15 protein-coding genes, 1 tRNA gene and 1 pseudogene are annotated in these 17,865 nt (G+C 71.1%); 11 read left to right on the top strand and 6 right to left on the bottom strand.

Features of this window, described 5'->3' with window-relative positions; all coding sequences use genetic code 11:
* Window positions 1-117: 117 nt before the first annotated feature.
* Window positions 118-757, bottom strand: a pseudogene (locus ACM9LD_RS19780) (DUF3662 domain-containing protein); the annotation flags it as partial.
* Window positions 758-969: 212 nt separating this feature from the next.
* On the opposite strand from ACM9LD_RS19780, the gene ACM9LD_RS19785 reads away from it, so the two are divergent.
* The 5 genes from ACM9LD_RS19785 (at window position 970) to ACM9LD_RS19805 (ending at window position 4,615) form a co-directional block, all read left to right on the top strand.
* Window positions 970-1,055 (top strand) — tRNA-Leu (locus ACM9LD_RS19785).
* 370 nt (window positions 1,056-1,425) lie between these two features.
* Window positions 1,426-2,250, top strand: a complete 825-nt coding sequence (locus ACM9LD_RS19790) for a DUF4253 domain-containing protein (RefSeq protein WP_415678259.1) — start codon at window positions 1,426-1,428, stop codon at window positions 2,248-2,250.
* Between the two features lie 208 nt (window positions 2,251-2,458).
* On the top strand, window positions 2,459-3,334 hold the full coding sequence (locus ACM9LD_RS19795; protein WP_415678260.1) for a 3-hydroxyacyl-CoA dehydrogenase family protein: 876 nt from the start codon (window positions 2,459-2,461) through the stop codon (window positions 3,332-3,334).
* A 175-nt stretch (window positions 3,335-3,509) separates the two neighbouring features.
* Window positions 3,510-4,076, top strand: a complete 567-nt coding sequence (locus ACM9LD_RS19800) for a TetR/AcrR family transcriptional regulator (RefSeq protein ID WP_415678261.1) — start codon at window positions 3,510-3,512, stop codon at window positions 4,074-4,076.
* Window positions 4,073-4,615, top strand: a complete 543-nt coding sequence (locus tag ACM9LD_RS19805) for an FAS1-like dehydratase domain-containing protein (protein WP_415678262.1) — start codon at window positions 4,073-4,075, stop codon at window positions 4,613-4,615. Before ACM9LD_RS19800 ends, ACM9LD_RS19805 begins: the two co-directional genes overlap by 4 nt.
* Before the next feature lie 46 nt (window positions 4,616-4,661).
* On the opposite strand, the gene ACM9LD_RS19810 is transcribed toward ACM9LD_RS19805, so the two are convergent.
* Entirely contained in the window at window positions 4,662-5,651 is a 990-nt protein-coding gene (locus ACM9LD_RS19810; RefSeq protein ID WP_415678263.1) for an alpha/beta hydrolase, read from the bottom strand.
* A gap of 510 nt (window positions 5,652-6,161) precedes the next feature.
* Between ACM9LD_RS19810 and ACM9LD_RS19815 the strand changes: the two genes are divergently transcribed.
* From ACM9LD_RS19815 to ACM9LD_RS19825, 3 genes are all read left to right on the top strand, one after another.
* A complete protein-coding gene (locus tag ACM9LD_RS19815; RefSeq protein WP_415678264.1) occupies window positions 6,162-6,467 on the top strand; it encodes a hypothetical protein in 306 nt (101 codons plus the stop codon).
* Between the two features lie 97 nt (window positions 6,468-6,564).
* Entirely contained in the window at window positions 6,565-7,476 is a 912-nt protein-coding gene (locus ACM9LD_RS19820; protein WP_415678265.1) for a metal-dependent hydrolase, read from the top strand.
* A 145-nt stretch (window positions 7,477-7,621) separates the two neighbouring features.
* Entirely contained in the window at window positions 7,622-8,602 is a 981-nt protein-coding gene (locus tag ACM9LD_RS19825; protein ID WP_415678266.1) for an NAD(P)H-dependent flavin oxidoreductase, read from the top strand.
* Here the strand turns inward: ACM9LD_RS19825 and ACM9LD_RS19830 are convergent.
* The 3 genes from ACM9LD_RS19830 to ACM9LD_RS19840 form a co-directional block, all read right to left on the bottom strand.
* Window positions 8,565-10,055: an O-antigen ligase family protein gene (locus tag ACM9LD_RS19830; protein WP_415678267.1), complete on the bottom strand. Its 1,491-nt coding sequence runs from the start codon at window positions 10,053-10,055 to the stop codon at window positions 8,565-8,567. The genes ACM9LD_RS19825 and ACM9LD_RS19830 overlap by 38 nt on opposite strands.
* Window positions 10,052-11,095 (bottom strand): hypothetical protein, encoded by a 1,044-nt coding sequence (locus tag ACM9LD_RS19835; RefSeq protein WP_415678268.1) that lies wholly within the window; start codon window positions 11,093-11,095, stop codon window positions 10,052-10,054. Before ACM9LD_RS19835 ends, ACM9LD_RS19830 begins: the two co-directional genes overlap by 4 nt.
* A 97-nt stretch (window positions 11,096-11,192) precedes the next feature.
* Window positions 11,193-12,593: an oligosaccharide flippase family protein gene (locus ACM9LD_RS19840; protein ID WP_415678269.1), complete on the bottom strand. Its 1,401-nt coding sequence runs from the start codon at window positions 12,591-12,593 to the stop codon at window positions 11,193-11,195.
* A gap of 260 nt (window positions 12,594-12,853) precedes the next feature.
* Here ACM9LD_RS19840 and ACM9LD_RS19845 point away from each other — a divergent pair, with 260 nt between their 5' ends.
* The 3 genes from ACM9LD_RS19845 (at window position 12,854) to ACM9LD_RS19855 (ending at window position 16,997) form a co-directional block, all read left to right on the top strand.
* Window positions 12,854-13,792, top strand: coding sequence for a glycosyltransferase family 4 protein (locus ACM9LD_RS19845; RefSeq protein WP_415678270.1), 939 nt, complete (start codon window positions 12,854-12,856; stop codon window positions 13,790-13,792).
* A 179-nt stretch (window positions 13,793-13,971) separates the two neighbouring features.
* Window positions 13,972-15,960 (top strand): glycosyltransferase, encoded by a 1,989-nt coding sequence (locus tag ACM9LD_RS19850; RefSeq protein ID WP_462933955.1) that lies wholly within the window; start codon window positions 13,972-13,974, stop codon window positions 15,958-15,960.
* A gap of 8 nt (window positions 15,961-15,968) precedes the next feature.
* Window positions 15,969-16,997: a glycosyltransferase gene (locus ACM9LD_RS19855; protein ID WP_415678309.1), complete on the top strand. Its 1,029-nt coding sequence runs from the start codon at window positions 15,969-15,971 to the stop codon at window positions 16,995-16,997.
* 47 nt (window positions 16,998-17,044) lie between these two features.
* Here the strand turns inward: ACM9LD_RS19855 and ACM9LD_RS19860 are convergent, their stop codons facing one another.
* Entirely contained in the window at window positions 17,045-17,779 is a 735-nt protein-coding gene (locus ACM9LD_RS19860) for a WecB/TagA/CpsF family glycosyltransferase (RefSeq protein WP_415678271.1), read from the bottom strand.
* Window positions 17,780-17,865: the final 86 nt, after the last annotated feature.

Consider the following 17,865-nt stretch of genomic DNA (forward strand, 5'->3'; position numbering starts at 1 on the left):
GCTGGNCGTAGCCCTGGTCGTACNCNNNCTGCTGGCCGTAGCCCTGGTCGTAGGCNGGCTGCTGGTAGTTCTGCTGGCCGTAGTTCTGGTCGTANNCGGNNNGCTGCTGGTANCCGNCCTGGTCGTAACCCTGCTGGTCGTACCCCTGCTGCTGGTAGCCCTGGTCGTAGGCCGGCTGCTGGTAGTTCTGCTGGCCGTAGTTCTGGTCGTAACCGGGCTGCTGCTGACCGTAGTTCTGGTCGTACCCCGGCTGTTGCTGCTGCTGGTAGCCGCCCTGGTCGTACTGGCCGCCGTGCCGTCCCTGGTCGTATCCGGGATTGTTGCTCATCGAATCGGCTCCTGATTCTGCAGGTGGTCGCTGGGGTACAAGGTTCTGGGGGACTGCATCCGGATCCACGGTGCCGCGGGCCCGGAACTGGCCCGTGTGCAGGCCTGGTGACTGCTCGAAGTGCACGACCACGTCACCATAAGTCTGCCAGCCGTTGTCATGGATGTATTCGTCGAGGTGCTTCGAGAACGCACGAATCGCGAGCTCGCGGTCCGCCTCGAAGGTCTCCTGATCGGTGGGGGAGACGGCGATGACGTACTTGTTGGGTACCAGGTACGCCCCGTCTCCGAGGGTTTGCAGCTGATCCTCAGCCTCGCGTTGGAGAGCGGCCTCCACTTCCTGGGGGACCACCTTGCCGCCGAAGACGCGGGCGAAGCCGTCGCCCACCGCGCCCTCGAGCTTGCGCTCGAACCGCTGCAGGATTCCCATGGAACGACTTCCCCCTTCCTCAGCGTGTCGTGATGCATGTACTGACCAATGATGATAGCCGCGATCGGGGCACGGCGAAGTCAGCGTAACCCCATTGGTCCCAACTGCCCCTTTGGTAGCACGTACGACGGTGGCCCGGCAAGGCGTGAGCCCCAGGTCGCGGTCCGATTTCGCGCCGCTCGTCGTGTCGTGTTAATCTTCTCCGGTCGCTCGGGCGAGTGGCGGAATGGCAGACGCGCTGGCTTCAGGTGCCAGTGTCCTTCGGGACGTGGGGGTTCAAGTCCCCCTTCGCCCACCACACGAAGAACCCCGGGTCACGAGAACGTGATCCGGGGTTCTTTCGTCGCGCCACCGGCGGTCGACGGTGCCGCCACCGGCGCCCGCGGATCGGCCGGCAAGCACGGCTTTGGCCCGTGACAAGCCCGGGTCGGCACGATCGACGCATGCCCGACGCAACCGGATCGTCGCCGGCGTGCTCCGAACCGCGCAGGCGGCCATCGTGCGCCGCGGTCCTGCGACCCGCCCGCCGTGCCCGTGCCCGTGCCCGTGCCCGTCGGCTCGCGTCGGTGGTCGTCGTCGGACTGCTCTGCCTGAGTGGGTGCGGGAGGGTGGCCGATCCGCCCGCCGCCCCGAGTAGTACGTCGAGCCGTCCCCAGAGCGCTACGCCCGTGTCCGACGACTGCCTGCGCAAGCAGTCCCGCTCCGCCGACGACGGTTGGAGGACCGCACGCGGCTTCCGTGCCGTTCCCGGACCCCTGCCCGCGCCCGGCGCCGGCGAGGTGGGCGACGTGTCGGTGCCGGCCGGGAGGGTCGTCACGAACGAGGCGGGCGACGCCGTCGCCTGGATCGGGAGCGAGGTCCTGGGCGCGGACCGTCTCACCGGCCTGATCCGGGATCTGGCAGCCGCCTACACCCGGACCGGGCTGTGGCCGCTCGCCGTTCCGGAAGCCGGGTGGAACGGTCTCGATGCTCCGTGGTCGTCGACGGGCCCGAAGCGACCGATCGCAGTCGTCCCGGACGCCCTGACCGTGTTCCATCGCCTGTGCCGGGAGAACTCGATCTACAACGACCCCGACTACGATCCGCCCGCGCCGCCGGTGACCGCCCTGGCGCCGGCCCAGCCGGGACCCGGCCCGACGCCGGACCGACTGACCATGACCGAGCGGGGGAGGCTTCTCCTGGTCCCCGTCGCGCGGCCGGCCGATGTGCCCGCGGCGATCGGCTGGTGGGGCGCGACGAACGCACAGCTCACGGGCGGGGACGTCACCGCGATCCTGCGGTCCTGGGAGGACCGGTTCGGCGCCACGCTGGTGTCCCTCGGCTTCGACACCATGGTGCTCCAGGTCGCGCGCCGTCCGACGGGCGCCGAACAACGGAAGGTCGTCGTGGCCGAGCACTTCGCGTTCTGCATCGACAACTCCGAGGGATTCACCCTCGAGGACCACAGCCGGGCCCTGGCGGGCGCGGACCGCTGGGCGTTCTGGTGGGACTGACCCAGCAGAAGGGATCTGTGGACGCGGCACGGTTCGGGCTCGAGGCCGCTCGCGCGGCCGTCCACGCCCGACGGGGCCGCCGCCGCCCGTGATCTCGCTGCGCGCCGCGGCCGCGGGAGAACCGCACATCGGGCGCGGTCGACGGCGTTAGATTGCGATCACCAGTACCGTGCCGGCTTCGGCCGGAAGGCAGGTGGAGGAGAGTCCCATGCCGTTCTCGTACACGTTCGACGACATCGTCGATCGCCCCGTGGCCGTCTTCGGCGCGGGCACCCTCGGCCGACGGATCGCCATGATGCTCGCCTCGCGCGGTGGGCTGGTGCGCATCTACAGCCGCAGCGCGGAGACGGCCGCGGACGCGGTGCGCTACGTCGAGGAGACGCTTCCGGGCGTACTCGCCGCGCGCGGATCGGGAGCCGTCGGCACCGTCGTGCCGGTCGACGACGTCGCCGCGGCGCTCGATGACGCCTGGCTCGCGATCGAATCCGTGCCCGAGCGGCTCGACGTGAAGAAGGCCATGTGGTCGGCGATCGACGCGGCCGCCGGCCCGGACACGATCTTCGCCACCAACTCGTCGTCGTATCCTTCGCGACTGATGGCCGACGCGGTCGGGGACCCCGCCAGACTGTGCAACCTGCACTTCTACATGCCGCCCGCGGCCAACGCCGCGGACATCATGTCCGACGGCCGGACGGATCCGGAGGTCCTGGCGACCCTGCGACGGGTGCTGCCCGAGTTCGACATCCACCCGTTCGAGGCGCACCGGGAGTCCACCGGCTTCATCTTCAACCGGGTGTGGGCGGCGATCAAGCGCGAGTCCCTGGCCGTCGTCGCAGAGGGGGTCGCGGAACCGAGCTCGGTCGACGCCATGTTCCGGCTCAACCTGGGCGCGCCGATCGGCCCGTTCCAGATGATGGACGCCGTCGGTCTCGACGTCGTCCTCGACATCGAGGAGCACTACGCGCAGCAGAACCCGAACCTGCCGACGGGGCCGCGGGAGCTGCTCCGCACGTACGTCGAGGCCGGCAGACTCGGCATGAAGACCGGCGAGGGTTTCTACGACCACCGCGGGACGCAGGCCTGAATCCGGACCTCGACCACGGCGGGGAGCCTCGGGGACGGAGGGGAAGTCGCTGCCGAACAGGATCCGGGCCGTCCCATCCACGGGGGCGTCGGCTCCGAATGACCGGTGACCATGTTTCCGATCAGGAGGCGCTCACCGTATGGACACGACGGCCCGCCAAGGTAGACCACCCCGCATGAGCCGGGACAAGATCGTCGCGACGGCGATCGAGATCCTCACGCACGACGGGTACGCGAACTTCTCCATGCGCCGGCTCGCGGCCCGGCTCGGCTCGAGCCCGATGGGCATCTACTACTACTTCGACTCGAAGGACGAGCTCCTCGACTTCCTGTTCAACCGGCACGGCAGCGTGGCCGATCACCGGCGCGATCGCCCGTCGGACGATCCCTTCGACCGGGTCGTACAGGCGTCGGTGGCGGTGGTGCGCTTCCTCGAGGCCCGGCCCTGGGCGCTCGCGGGGATCCTGGACGGATACATCGGGGTGGAGGAGTTCACCCGGGTCCATCTCCGCGACCTGGCCGACGGCGTGCGCGGCCTCGGTTTCGACGAAGAGGACGCAGCGGAGACCGTGCGCGGAATCTGGCGGATCGCGATCGGCGAGGCCGTGGTCGGCGCGGCGTCGACGAAGCCGGTGGGCTCGCACGTCCCATGCGCGGAGACGATCGAGAGCTACCTGGTGGGGCGGCTCGGCCGCGTGCGGCTGTCCGACCGGATCGATGTGTCTGTCCGGAGCGGCTCATGACAGCCCCGGCGAGCCGGCCGGAAACCGCGCGCCCCGAGGGTTGGGAGCTCTGGTTCGGCGACGCCTACGAGATCGGTGCCGAGGCGGTGCGCGGCTTCGCCCGCGCGGTGCGCGACCCCCACGTGCCCTACGGCGCCCGGGGAGTACTGCCCGCCGACACCCCGGTACCCGTCGCCCTCCTCGCGGCGCCGATGTTCGACGCCGCGGCCGCGCTGGTCAGCCGCGCGATCCCGAACTGCAACCTCTCCCGGATCGTGCACGCGGCGCAGCAGTTCACGGTGCTCCGGCCGCTGCGCATAGGGCAGCGCCTCGGGTTCGGGGCGCGGCTCACGTCGCACGTCGTCAAGGCGGGCGTCGACATCCTCGTCATCGACGTGACCGCCTACGCCGACGGATCGCCGCACCTCGCCGCGGTGATCACCCTCGCGCACTCGGGTTCCGCGGCACCCGAGGTCGATCTCGACGCGGTGGCCGACCTGATCATGCTCACCGGAACCGGCCCGTCCGACAGCGACGCCTACACGGCAGGAGCCGACTGACGGGGCCGCTGCGCGCGTGCCGATGGTGGGCAGCGCCCGGCTCGGATCATCCCCGCGGCGCGAGATGCCTTCCGGTGGAAACGATCGCGGCGCGGGTGAAGGCCCGCATCGACGTCGCGCGGGCGGCCAGGATGTCCGCGGCGTGGTACATCCCCGGCTCCACGAGGAGCTCCACCGGCACCCCGGCCGCCTCCAGCCGGCGCGCGTAGTCGACGTCCTCGTCGTGGAAGAGGTCCAAGTCGCCGACGCCGATCCACGCGGGCGGCAGGCCGGCGAGGTCGGTGCGGCGCGCGGGCGCCGCGTAGGCGGGCACCTCCCGCTCGGCGTGCCCGTCGCCGAGGTAGGCGTCCCAGGCGAAGGCGTTGGAGCGCCGCGTCCACACGAGCGCGCCGCGGCGATCGGCCGGGCGGGTCGGGGTGCGGTCGTCGAGCATCGGGTAGACCAGCAGCTGGAAGGCCACGGGCAGGCCCTCGTCGACGGCGCGCTGCACCACACCCGCGGCGAGTCCGCCGCCCGCGCTGGCCCCGCCGACGCCGATCCGCGCGGCATCGATCCCGCGCTCGGCGGCACCGTCGTGCAGCCACCGCAGCGCCGCGTAGCAGTCGTCGTGCCCGGCGGGGAACGGGTGCTCGGGCGCCAGCCGGTACCGCGTGCTCACCACGATCGCGCCGGTGTCCCGCGCCATCCGCACGCACCGCTGGTGGTCGATCTCGGGCGCGCCGATGATCGTGCCGCCGCCGTGGATCCACAGCAGCGCACCGCCGTTCGGCACTGCGGGCGTGTAGACGTACACGTCCTGCCCACCGTCGACGTCGTGCCGCGTGACGGTGACGCCGCCCCGCGTCGGCATGCCCGACGGTCCGCGCGCCGCCCGGACCGCCTTCAGCGAGACGGGCCCGATCGAGGGGATCATCGCGGCGGCGGGGTGCCGCAGCCCGGGCGCCACGCCGCGCAGGGCGCGGATGCGTCCCGCGGCCGATCCCGCGGCGGTGCCCGCAGCGCCCAGCACGGGCAGGAGCATCCATCGAGCCTTCATCGTCGCCTCCGTCGTCCACGCGGGCCCGGTTGCGTGCGCACAAGCCGGACAGCCCCATCGATCATCGCGCATTCCGGCGCCGCTCACGGGGAGTCGGCGGGACGCGGCAGGACGACGGCGCCGCCCCTGACGGGAGTGGAGGCGATCCCCGGACGGAACAGGAATCGCAGCGCGGACACGCGACGCTTGGGGCCAGGCAATCACGGCCCTGGCGCGGGCGCAAGGCCCGGCGCCCTGACCTGCGTAATCGCAGCGTGTGCGGAACGTCGGTGGGCGGTGATGTCCGAATTCGGACGGAATTCGGGGATTTCGCGTCACCGCTGGTGCACGAGGTTCCGCCACGGCGTGGAGTGTGCTTATCTTCTCCTCGAAGATCGCGCACAAGATCGCCACCAGCGACTGGTAGCTGCACGATCGATATTCCGTCGAGCAACCGGCGGGGAGTACCGCGGACCGTCGGACCCGGGACCGCACCCGGGCCGAGCAGCCCCCACGGAAGGCACGATCGCCATGCGCAGGTCGAAGACCGAGACCGTCACCCCCGAGTCCGAGGCCGCGTCGGGCGCGCCCGCGAGTGCCGCCGCGACCGACGGCCCCACGCCCGAGGTCGGTACGGAGGTCGTCGCGTTCGCCGGCTCGGACCGCGAGTCCGCGGGTCGGATCGTCGACGACTTCGGCGATTTCACCCCCGTTGCCACGGAGTACGACGGGGAGCGCATCGCCGAGCCCGCCCGACGGTGGGCCGTCCTCACGACCACCGGTGACCTGCTCTTCGCCGACTCCGCCGACCTCACCGTCACGCCCGCGACGAAGTGATAGAAATCGGCGCTTGACATATCACTGAGGGCGCACCAGACTTCGGATCAGTTCCTACATCGTTGTACGAATCGTTCCGACAGGGCTGGAGTCGAGCATGGTGTCCCTCAGCAACAGGGCCGGCAAGAACGCGGCCTCGGCCGAACCGGTCGGCGTGGAGATCCACGCTCGCAACGTCGAATTCGACTGGGAGAACGTCCCGCTGGAATGGATCCCGGGCGAACCCGTGGCGAGCGACATCGTCAGCAGCATCCTGCACGCCATCCTCCCCGAGGGCGAGCGCTGGTTCTGCGAGGTCTACACCGAGGCCCTGCCGTACGTGAAGGACGAGGACCTGGCGCGGACGATGCGCGGCTTCATCGGCCAGGAGGCGATGCACGCCGAGTCGCACGACCGGGCCCTCGCGGAGTACCTGCAGCGCTGCGGCATCGACACCGCGCCGCTCGCGCGGCAGGCCGAGTACATCTTCCGCAAGATCCTCGCCCCGCGCCGCTACAGCTCGGAGCGCGCCCGGTACAACGACATGGTGCAGCGGCTCTGGCTCATCGCCGGGATCGAGCACTACACCGCGATCCTGGGCGTCTTCGCGCTCAACAACACCTGGGACGAGTACGACGTGAACCCCGTGATGGCCGACATCTGTCGCTGGCACGGCGCCGAGGAGGTCGAGCACCGGTCCGTCGCCCACGACGTGGCGAACTACTTCGACCCCGGCTACCTGCACCGCGTGCGGGCGATGCTCACCGTCGTCTTCTTCCTGGGGCTCACCCTGCACCGCTCGTCGGGCTACATGCTGCGCACGGACCCGCACTTCAGCTACTCCTACCCGCGGCTGTGGTGGGAGTACCTCAAGGCCTCGCACAAGGGGCTGCTGCCCAAGATCCGCAGCGTCATCAAGTTCACGCTCGTCTACTTCAAGCCGAGCTTCGATCCCGCCTCGATCGGGTCGACCGCCCAGGCCGTCGCGTACCTCGCCACCTCGCCCGCCGCCCGCGCCGCGGAGTCCTGACCCGCGCCCGACGGCACCGTCGGAGCCGTTGTGCCCGCGCACCGTCGGACCCGCGCGGGAGGGGGACGCAGAACATGGCGCGCGCCGCCCGTTTCGTCCAGACTGTGAGGGTTCACCGCCCCCATCGAGAGGACCACGACAGAGCATGATCAGCACCCGCATCACGGAGATGTTCGGCATCGACCACCCGGTGGTCTGCGGCGGCATGACGGGGCTGGGCACCGCCCCGCTCATCTCGGCCGTCGCCAACGCCGGCGCGCTGGGCTTCCTCACCGCGCTGACCCAGCCGAGCCCCGAGGCGCTGGCCGCGGAGATCAAGCGCACCCAGGACCTGACGGACAAGCCCTTCGGCGTGAACCTGACGATCCTGCCCACGATCAACCCCGTGCCCTACGACGAGTACCGCGCGGTCATCGTCGAGTCGGGCATCAAGATCGTCGAGACCGCGGGGTCGAGCCCCGCGCCGCACCTGCCCGACTTCCAGGCCGCCGGCGTCAAGGTGATCCACAAGGCCACCAGCGTGCGCCACGCCCTCTCCGCGGAGCGCAAGGGCGTCGACGTGATCAGCATCGACGGCTTCGAATGCGCCGGTCACCCGGGCGAGGACGACGTGCCCGGCCTCGTCCTCATCCCGGCCGCCGTGCGGCAGTTGACGATTCCCGTCATCGCGTCCGGCGGTATCGCGACCGGTAGCGGTCTCGCCGCGGCGCTGGCCCTCGGTGCCGACGCCGTGAACATGGGCACCCGCTTCATGGCGACGGTCGAGGCGCCGATCCACGAGAACGTCAAGAATCAGATCGTCGCGAACTCCGAGCGCGACACCGTGCTCGTCTTCCGCAACTTCCACAACACCGCCCGCGTCGTCCGGAACACGGTCTCCGAGCAGATCGTCGAGATCGGGGAGCGCCCCGGCGCGACGTTCGACGACGTCGCCGAGCTCGCGTCGGGCGCGCGGGGCCGCGCCAACGTCCTCACCGAGGGCCGGATGGAGGACGGGATGTGGTGGGCCGGTCAGGCGCAGGGCCTCGTCGAGGAGGTCGACACCGTCGCCGCCGTCGTCGACAAGGTCGTCGCCGGCGCCGAGGAGATCATGACCCGGCGCCTGCCGGGCCTCGTCCGCGACTGACGGACCACCGCGCCCGACGGGGCCGCGCCGCGGTCCTTGTCGGGGTGGGGGCGGCGTCGGCCGGCGCCGCCGTCGCGTCGGGGGGAGTGCGTTCGGATTCTCGGCGCAGGCTGTACGCGATGCCCGCGAAGGCCACGAAGAGCCAGGTCATATACCAGATCTGGATGAATCCGGCCGTGTCGAGGATCAGGGAGATGACCATGATCGCGGCGATGGACCCCGCAATGCCGCCGCCGAGCTCGGCGATGGACTGGTCCTTCGCCGCCGACGCGCGCAGTGCAAGCACGAGGGCGGTGAGCAGCGCGGCGACGAACGTCGCGAACCCGATGAAGCCCGCCTCCATGAGGCGGGAGATGTACTGGTTGTCGAGGACGGGCTGCTTGAGCGCCGGGTACGCACCGACGCCCTGCCCGAGCCACGGATGCTCCCAGAAGTGTTCCTGCGCGTAGTCGATACCGCGCTGCCGGGAATGGATCGAGTCGTCACCGAGTGCTCCGGCGAACACCGTGAACATCGAGGAGACGAACTTGAGCTGGAACAGCAGGCCCAGGCCGATGGCGGCCCCGCCCGCCACCACGCCGGCGGCGACGCGGGTGATCGGCCAGCGCCAGCACATCACGACGAGGGCGGCCATCGAACCGACGACCGCGGACCGGGACAGCGTGACGAGCGCCCCGCCGACCAGGATCGCCGCACAGCCCATCCAGAGCCAGAAGGTCGCGATGCGCCGTGCGCGGGCGTCGACGGCCAGCGCCAGCGCCAGTGGTGTCATGACAGTGAGCACGGCGCTGAGCTCGAGAGGATGGCCGGCACTGCCCTGTGGGCGGGCCACGCCCTCACGCATGAGGTTCGTGACGATCTGGTAGTCACGGAAGTTGAGTCCAGGCAAGGTGAAATAGGCCGCGAGGGCGACGCCGGTGCCCACCTTGACGAGGCCGAACGAGGCCGACAGCGTCGCGCCGAGGACGAGCCCGCCGAGCACGATGCGGAGGCCGCCGACGGATCGGATCACCGTGAGCAGGAACAGCACCGTGCCGAGGAGATACAGGTCGCCCAGGATGTAGCGGTCGAGCGCGATCTGGGCGACGTGCGGCACGCCGCGCATCATGCTGGCGCCGAAGGACAGGAACGAGGTGGTCACGTACAGCAGCACCGCGACGAGCGTGATCCGCTCGCGGATCGGGCCCGAGAACCCCGTGATGTTCAGGCATACCCACGTGATGCCGGCGCCGGCGAACATCGTCTGCGCCACGCTCAATCCGAACGTTCCGGGCACGGTGAAGGTCTGCTGCATCCCGAGGAGGAAGAAGCAGGCGGTGCCGACGAACAGCGCGAAGGCGAGGTCGGGCGGCTTCTCGTGCGTCCGGTCGGGCTTCCGCACCGCCGACCGCGCGTCCGCCGCCGACGGCGCGTCCGCCGCCGACGGCGCGGAGCGGTCGGTGACGAGCGTCATCGCGCGCTCTGCACCCGCGGGAGCTCGAGATCATCGTCCTCGGTGTCGTCGGCTGCCGACGTGGCACCTGCGGATGTGGCCGCCGTCCGCGGATCCTGGACCTCGCTGGACGCGGCGCCCGGGGCCGGGGTCGCGGTGTCGTCGAGCTCGGGCAGCGGGATCTCGCCGTCCTCCGAGACCTCTTCGACGCGGTCGCGCCACCGGGTCATCGCACGCCGAGCGGCGTCGCCGGGCGGCCGGATCGGGATCGCAGCGGGCACCGTGCGCGACGGTGCGTCGCCCACCTCGGGTGCCACCGGGACGATGCCCGAGAGGACGGACGATTCCGCGGCCGGAGCTTCGGCCTCCACCGGGGTCTGCGTGGTCGGCGCGTCCGCGGCTGCAGCGCCGGGCGTGCTCGCGACGGCCTTCGCACGCCGGTTCCGGAGGGCTTCCAGCACGGCTGCGACGACGAGGCTCAGCGCCAGCATCGCGAGGGCGGAGCCCATCGCAAGGCCCAGGGCCGCGCGCATCGGGTTGCCGCCGACCTCGGTGCCGGAGGTGGGCGCCACGGGGACGCGCAGGTCGGCGAAGGTGTTGCCGACGACGCCCGCATCGACCTGCATCCGCTTGAACTCGGCGCGCCAGAATTCGATGAGCGCCTTCGCGCCGTCCTCGGCCTGCCGGGCCTCCGGCGCGGACACGGTGAAGGTGATGAGCGGGGAGATCTGCTTGGGATTGCCGTCGCCCACCGAGGCGATCATGGTGACGTCCGGGGACGCGCCGACCTTCTCGAGTGCTGCACGGCCGCGGGGGCCCTGCGCAACGACGGTGAGCACCTGCGCGACCTGGGCCGCCCCGTATCCCAGGTCGGTGAACGGGTTGTCCTTGGCGTTGGTACTGCCGGCACCGGGCGGAATCACCAGGACCGCGGCGGTGCTCTCGAAGTGGGAAGTGGTCGACTTCCACCCGATCGCCCCGCCGGCGATTCCGGCGACGATCACCAGAGCGATGATCACCGGTTTGGTCAGTGCCCAGCGCAGGAAGCCGGCGACGTTCATGGCAGAGGATCCCCTAGCGCAGTTGCAATTGCATTGTTATGAACGTTGACTGTACTACGCGGATTCACCGAAACGCACATCGTGTGCGACGGTCTGCTCACACCTCATCGCCGTCGGAGCCGCGCGCCGATGCCATCAGGGTCCGCAGGCGGATCGGGCCGACGAGTGCGCTGGTGGCCAAGTACGCGACCGCGGAGGCGGTGAGCGGGATCAGCACGAACTCGTGCCGCAGCACGATCGCGACGCCGGTGGCCACTGCGAGCGGCACGGTCAGGCGCAGCAGGTAACCCCAGGGCGGCTGGAAGGGCGCGCGCGTGCGCAGGCGCCAGCCGGCCACGACCATCCCGATCACCTCGCTGGCGATGAGCGCCACAGCGGCCCCGACCGCACCGAACTGCGGGATCAGGATCACGTTCAGCACGATGTTGCCGATCAGGTTGATCACGTTCAGGCGCAGGAGGAAGACCTGGTCGTGCGCCGCGAAGAGCCCCTGGCTCAGGACCGCGGTGACGAAGGTGACGGCGAGCGCGATGAACAGCAGCGCGAGCGTCCGGCCGCCCGCGGTGACGAATTCCTGGGTCGCGAGCAGGCCGATCAGGCTGGGCGAGAGGACGAGTCCCACCACCGCGATCGGCGCGCCCACGAAGATCAACGCCTCCGCGCTGCGCTGGACGAACCTGGCGAACCGGGCTTTGTCCGTGGCGAACAGGTTCGTCATCGTGGAGAGCGAGGACGCCAGGAAGACGGCGGAGATCATCGTGCCGTTCGACGTGATCTGGTACGCCAGGCCGTACGCACCGGTCTGCGCCGGGGTGCTGAGCACACTGAGCAGGAAGGCGTCGGCGCGCCAGTACAGGGCGGCCACGATGAGCACACCCGTCTGGGGGAGGCTCTCGCGGACGAGGTCCCAGCTCTGCCGGACCGAGAAGATCGGGCGGACCCCCACGGCGCGGTGCGCGACGAAGCCCTGGACCAGCAGCATCACCAGCGGTGGGATCAGCTGCACGGCGGCGAACCACACCAGGTCGGCGTCGATCCGCACCAGCACGATGGTCCCGATCAGCGAGAGCGCACGTCCGCCGACGTCGGACGCCGCGACCGCGCCGAACCGCACGTCGGTCATGAACAGCGGCTGGAAACAGGAGGCGAGTGTCGTCAGCGCGAGGCCGCCGGCGATGATCGCGATCATCATCGGGACCTCGGCGGTGTCCCGGTAGATGAGCCATCCGGTCACGATGGCTGCGGCCGATAACGGCACGCAGTAGGCGAGCGACAATCCGACGTTCACGCGGATGAGGTGCTGCAGGTCGCCGGTGCCGGAGGTGACGCGGCGGACCACGACGGCGCCGATGCCGAGCTCGGTGAGGCTGGTCCACAGGCCGATGAAGACGATCGCCGCCGTCAGATGCCCGTAGGAGACCAGGCCGAGGTGGGTCGTGGTGATCGCCATCGTCGCGAGCGAGGCGACGAGGCCGACCACGCGGGCCCCCATTTGCATGCCGAACGCTTTGGCGATCCGTGCCGGAGTTGCGCGCCCCCGCTTGGTATCCGTTTGCGACTCGATACTGTCATTCTCGGACGGTGTCGGGGCGTGGGTCCCCGAGGACGAGGGAGCCGTCGGTTCGAAGGGGTGATTCTGTGCGGGTGACGGTGCCTCTTGCCGGGGGATTGACGGCTCCGGCATGGGCTCGCCGGCATGCGGCGGGCGAGGTTCCTGATCGGTCACCGTACGGCCTCCATCGGCTCGAGGACCACGGCATGCGCGTCGAGTTCGCCTCGGCGCGGGCCGCCGACGGCGTCCGCGGGAGGGTCGAGCAGCGCATTGCGCAGTCGGTGCGGCACCGCACCGGCGGATACGAGTTCGTCGAGCGGGCGCTGGGTGCGGGGGCGCGGGGGAGCGACGCGATCCTCTCCTACGACGAACGCACGGGCGTTCCCGCGCTGCTGACCGGCAGGACGCCGGTCGCCGCGGGCATCGGCTGGTTGACCACTCGCGCAGGCTCCGGCCGCGTGCACCGCGACCTGGCCGGGCTGGCGCTTCCGCGCGCCGGCGCGGTCTGGGCCCAATGCTCCGCCGTGCTCCCGGTGCTCCAGCGGGAGTGGGGACTGGCCGCTTCCCGAACGCACTTCATCCCCCTGGGAATCGATACCGAATTCTATGTCGAGCAACCGATTCCGGAGACGTCGGACCTCGTTGTGAGCGCCGGCGAGGACCGCTTCCGGGACCACGCGACGCTGATCCGCGCGATGGCGCAGGTTCGTGCGCGGCGTCCGGAAACTCATCTCGAGCTGGCCTCCGGTCTGCCCTTCGATGCGCCGGAGGGCCTGGTCACGGTGCACACGGAGCGGTTGGACGGACGGATCCGTGACCTCTACACCCGAGCTTCCCTGGTTGCGATTGCACTTCATCGTACAGTCACCGGGTCCGGGCTGACGGTCGTGCTCGAGGCGATGGCCAGCGGCCGCCCGGTCGTGGTCACGAACAATCCGGGGGTGGAAGACTACGTGGAGCACGGCGTGACCGGCCTGCTCGTGCCGCCGGAGGACCCCGAGGCCATGGCCGCGGCCATCGGAGAGCTGCTCGCGGACGACGAAGCGCGCATCGCCATGGGCCGGGCTGCGGCGTCCCGGGCGCGGGAGCGATTCACGACGGAGGTCATGGCCGCGCACCTGGCCGACATGCTGACGGGGATGTGACGAGCGCCGGCCCCGGGTGAACCCCTGGGCGCGTTCCCGATGCGCCCGTCGGCCGATCGTCCTCTTCACGGGTCGTCCCTTCACCGTCGCGCCGTGACCGCTTGTGCAATGTCGAATCGTGCCACGCTGTCATTACGTATAGTATGTCGAAGCTGAAAGGCCCGATTACGTGAGAGGGGATGTTCGTGCCGAGCGAGCTCGACCGTGCTTATCTCCCCGGCGGTGTCCGCACCGCCCCGCCGCCCGCCGCAGCCGGCGTGCATCCGCTCGCGGTGCTCATCGTGGCGTACCGCAACCCGGGGGACCTGCGCGCGTGTCTCGCGTCGGTGGCGGAGCACCTGCCCGACGCACGGACGTTGATCTGGGACAACTCGGGAGCGGACTGGCCGGGAATGGCGGAGGTCCGGGCGGATCACCCCGATGTCGCGTGGAACGGCGACGGAGCCAACGCAGGTTTCGCAGCCGCGGTGAATCGCCTCGCCGCGCGTGTGCCCGATGCCGATCTGCTGTTGCTCAATCCGGATGCGGTGGTGCGCGGTGACCTCGCCGCCACGCGGGCCGCGCTGCGCACGCCGGGCGTCGCGGCAGCGGCGCCAAGAATTTATGATCCTGCACACAGTGGCGGTGCCGGACGGGACTGGGACGTCGCGCATAGGCGACGGGGCCCGGTCCGCGCGTTGGTGTCCTACGCCGGGTACGCGCCGGCGTTGCGCGGCACCCCGTTCTCGGACCTGTACGCGGATGCCCCCGATGTCGTCGAGGGCTACCTGACCGGCGCGTGCCTCGCGATTCAGCGCGATGCGTGGGACTCGATCGGTCCGTTCGACGAGGAGTTCTTCCTCTACGGGGAGGAATCCGACTGGCAGGAGCGGGCCAGGCGCGCGGGATGGCGGCTGATCCTCACCGGCGACGAGGGGATCGCCCATACCAGCGGCGGCACCGTCGCCGACGACGCGCGCGCGAGTCGCCGCTCCGGCGACCTGCTGCGCGCCAACATCGCACTCAACCTCGAGCACGACGGCCGCGCGGCCACGGGGGACCTGTACCTCGCCGGTACGTCGATCCTCGACCGCCTGCAGCGGTCCACGCGACGTGCGCACGCCCGCGCGGCGCGGCGCTCCGATCGGCCGGCGATCGTCATCACCACGAACCGTCTGGTCTACGGCGGTGCTGAGCGCCAGCACGTGCTCCTGGCCGAGGAACTGGACCGGCGCGGCTATCCCGTCACCATCGCCTGCATGCAGCGACTGGGGCCGATGGTCGCCGAGATCCCGCATTCGGTGCGCGTCGTCCGGCAGCCCTGGTTCGCACCGGCGCTCGATCCCGTCGCGGGCCCGCAGATCCTCATCAGTGCGACCACGAACACCGAGACCGGATTCGCGACGCTGTGGCGCGCCGGCCGTCGTGACCGGAAGTGGCTGGTGGCGGCGCACTCGTGGTTCGACGCGCAGGAGCCCACCTTCTCCGCGCCTCTTGCCCGGGCGATGCGCCGCGCCGACGGCTTCGTCGGCCTCGCGGACGGGCACTGGGACGTCGGTCCGCAGTTCCGGAACCTGACTGCCCCCGTCTTCACCGCGCCCAACGGCATCGACCGGGTGGCCGCCCGGGGCGACGTCCCGCCTCGGCCGCCGCTCGGCCGACCGCGCCGCCTCGTCATGCTGGCTCGCGCCGTCGAGTTCAAGAACCCGCACGTCCTCGCGGCCGCGCTCGCCGGGGTCCCCGATGGGGATTGGGAGCTCGCGATCTACGGCGACGGTCCCGATCGGGAGCGGCTCGAGGCGATGACGCCGGACTCGGTCCGGGACCGTGTGCACTGGCACGGCTGGGCGCCCGGTCCCGAAGCGGCTCTCGCAGAGGCCGATCTGCTCTGCGTACCGAGCCGGGACGAGGCCTTCCCCCTGGTGATCCTCGAGGCCATGGTCCGGCGATTGCCGGTGGTCGCGTCCGCGGTCGGCGCGATCCCGGAGATCCTCGCCCACGGCGAGGCGGGGCGCCTCGTCGAGGACGTCTCCGTCGCCGGCTGGCGCGCGGCGATGACCGACCTGCTCGCGCATCCGCAGGACTGGCGCGCCCTGGGCGACCGCGGTTTCGAGCGGGTACGGGCGAACTACTCCGTCGAGGCGATGGCCGACGCCTACGAGGCGGCCTTCGACGGCGTTCTGGCATGACGGGCAGGGTGCTCTGGCTCTCGCCGTGGATGCGGCCCCTCGCCCGGGTCTACTGCGAGCAGCTCATCGAAGCCGGCTGGGACGTCGTCCTGGTGACCACCGATCAGCACCCGGAATCCGACGGGGTGCGGCCCTACGAGTGGGTGCTGGACGCCCGCCCGCGGACGGCGTCCACCTGGCCCGGCTTCGCGCGCGCCCTCCGCGACGCGCGGGCGTACTCGGCCGATGTGGTCGTCACCGAGCTGGTGCGGGACCCCCGCTGGATGCTGCTGGCCGGCGGCGCGCCGCGGGTGAACCTCATCCACGACGACCGCCCGCACGGCGCCGACGAGGTCTTCCCCGCGTGGGAGCGGGCCCTCTTCGGCCGATGGGCGCGGACGGCGGCGGCGACGGTCGCGTTCAGCGACTACGTCGGTAGCCGTGTCGGCGCCACGGCGGTGGCACCGTTGACCAGCGATCTCGACGAGAGCCGCGTGCCGGAGGTGGTGGGCGCCGCGGACCGGCGGGACTTCGTGGCGGTCGGACGGCTCGCGGAGTACAAGAACCTGGGCGTGACCCTGGCGGCGTGGGAGCGCCACGTCGCCGGCCCCGGCTGGCGCGGCGACGAACTGGTCCTCATCGGCGACGGTGACCTCCCGTCCGGTCGGCCACCCTCGGTGCGGTGGCACCGCGGGCGGTATTCGTACGCGGACGTGCTGGAGCCGATGGCCCGGGCGAAGGGCTCGGTGGTGCACTACAGCCGTGCGACGCAGAGCGGGGTCCAGGTTCTGGCGATGCAGCTCGGGGTGACGCCGATCGTCTCCCCGGAAGGAGCGCTCCCCGAATTCCAGCCCCCGGGCGAGGATCCGGTCGGCGTGGACGATGTGGCGGGCCTGGCCGCGGCTTTCGACGCCCTGGCCGATCCCTCCGCGGCGGAACGTCGCGGCGTGGCGGCCCGCGGCCACTACGACCGCGGGTACGCGGCGGCGGTGTCGGCGGCAGCGCTCGGCGCGGAGCTGCTGCGGGTCGTCCGCCGATCGAAGGGCAGCCGCGCCTAGTACGACTCGTCAGGTCCTTCCGGGACTCCGACGTCTGGTTCGAGCGGTCAGGCCCGGCGGTCGGCCGCGCGGGAACGCACCGACCGGAGCAGGAAGGTGGGGTTGCCCAGGAGGTACCGCCGCGCCTTGTGCGGCTCGCGGAGCAGGATGTCGACCCACTCCACGCCCATGCGGCGGGCGAAGCCCGGTGCGCGGGTGCGGGTTCCGGCCCAGAACCCGAAGAGCCCGCCCACACCGGCCGTGAGCGGTACGGACAGGGCGGAGCGGTTGCGGGTGATCCACTCCTCCTGCAAGGGGTTGCCGAAGCCGACGAGGAGCACGTCGGGGGCCGCAGCGGCGATGGCGGCCAGGATGTCCGGGCAGTCGTCGTGGTCGAAGAAGCCGTGGTGGCGGCCCACGACGTCCACGGGGTGGAGCCGCGCCACGGCGTCGGCCGCGGCCGCGTTCACCTCTTCGGTCGCGCCGAGCAGGTACACCCGGAGGCCCGGCGTCGCGCGCAGAAGTGCGGGGACGACGTCGGTGCCGTTGAGATTCGCGCGCAGCCGTACCCCGCGCATCCGCGCCGCCCAGCGCACGCCAGTGCCGTCGCCGAAGACGTAGGTCGACGCGTTCAGGGCGGCCCGGTAGGCGGGGGATTGCGCGGCCAGGTTCAGGGTCGCGGCGTTGGGGAAGACGACGGTGCGCGGCCGGTCCCCGCGCGCGGCGTCCTGCAGGCGGGCCACGGCCGCGTCGAAGGAGAGGTCGTCGAATCGGACCCCGAGGATGTGGACGTAGTGCAGCACGGGTTCAGGTTACCGTTGCGTGTTGCGAATGCAGTAGGCTCGGGTCGCTGGGTCCCGGAGTGCCGCGGACCCGTCGATGACCGCCG

The sequence above is a fragment of the Tsukamurella hominis genome (assembly GCF_965137015.1).
GTDB classification, from domain to species: domain Bacteria; phylum Actinomycetota; class Actinomycetes; order Mycobacteriales; family Mycobacteriaceae; genus Tsukamurella; species Tsukamurella hominis.